This is a genomic window from Endozoicomonas ascidiicola (genome assembly GCF_001646945.1).
In the GTDB taxonomy this organism is placed as follows: Bacteria; Pseudomonadota; Gammaproteobacteria; order Pseudomonadales; family Endozoicomonadaceae; genus Endozoicomonas; species Endozoicomonas ascidiicola.
In genome coordinates, this window is record NZ_LUTV01000015.1 from 34686 (window position 1) to 35797 (window position 1112).

Annotated in this window: 2 protein-coding genes; both read left to right on the top strand. The window is 37.9% G+C overall.

Features of this window, described 5'->3' with window-relative positions; translation table 11 throughout:
• Positions 1–202 precede the first annotated feature (202 nt).
• Positions 203–427 (top strand): hypothetical protein, encoded by a 225-nt coding sequence (locus tag AKL11_RS23965; RefSeq protein WP_067522850.1) that lies wholly within the window; start codon positions 203–205, stop codon positions 425–427.
• A 61-nt stretch (positions 428–488) separates the two neighbouring features.
• Positions 489–926: a hypothetical protein gene (locus AKL11_RS23970; RefSeq protein WP_067522852.1), complete on the top strand. Its 438-nt coding sequence runs from the start codon at positions 489–491 to the stop codon at positions 924–926.
• Positions 927–1112 lie beyond the last annotated feature (186 nt).

Below are 1112 nucleotides of genomic sequence, written 5' to 3' on the forward strand. Positions count from 1 at the left end.
AGTTCACGCCACAGTATAACCATTTTACGGGCGTGCGCAGCTAACAAAAAATTCCAGCGGACTCCGCTACGCTGCGCCGCTGAATTTGGCGTTAGGTGCAGGAGTCAACATCAACAACATCACTTTTATGCACTTGTTTTTTATCATTTCGGCCTCATAAAAACAGTTCAACTCATCATGTATATTTAAGGATACAGCAATAATGGAAAAAACAACCGATCAACTTGTTCGAATTGCAGCAGCAGGCGGGGGTATGAGAATTGACAGCAATAGCAAAACTACTGATCAATTAGTACGCATTGCTGCAGCAGCATCCGTCAAGGCAGCAAATATATTGATAATTAATGCAGAATCGAAAACTACAGATCAACTCGTAAGAATCGCTGCAGCAGGTAGAGGCTGTGTAAGTTTCGACTTTACGGCATAACTTGAATCTTTATTGAGCAAAATCTTAATGGTAGATTTTGCTCAGAAAACAATCATGAATTATGAAAAAACAACTAGACAATCTTGCATTAGATTTTTTTAAGATATTTGCTACATACGAATTTAAACTGAAAGAAGCAGGATACTTCCAAAATAACCGTGGAAAGATCATTGTAGACTGGGATCGTTTCGTTAATGAACGTATTGGATCAGACTATATAGATAAACTTGGAAATCATTCGTCATCTGCTACATATATTTTAGATAACCCTCCAATGAAACAAGGTATTGATGAATTTAATAAAATAGTTTGGCAAGAAGTTTCAAACAACGAAAAATCAATACAAATACTATTTGGGCACATATCAAGAATTAGAAATAACTTATTTCATGGCGCAAAATTCAATGGAACTTGGTTCGATCCCGAAAGAAGCCATAGATTATTATCAGAAGCATTAGTTATCCTTCAGCATTTTAAGCCAAGTATCAACCTAAGCTAGCACCTAACAAGTCAATCAAGAGGGACGCCTTCGGCGCCCCTTATTGAGGCGTTAGCTGCTGTGTTTCTACCGGAGTTGCAAAGCTGAGAGTTTTTCAGCGTTGGAAGTTTTTTGTTCTGTTCTATCGAAAAGTTCATAAGAAATCGGTAGTCTTCGTTTTGCAAGCTGGCGTGAGAGTTTTGTCGT

Bases quoted from the DNA above. Each gene is read 5' to 3' on its own strand.
- AKL11_RS23965 (WP_067522850.1), top strand. From the start codon at position 203: ATGGAAAAAACAACCGATCAACTTGTTCGAATTGCAGCAGCAGGCGGG.
- AKL11_RS23970 (WP_067522852.1), top strand. From the start codon at position 489: ATGAAAAAACAACTAGACAATCTTGCATTAGATTTTTTTAAGATATTT.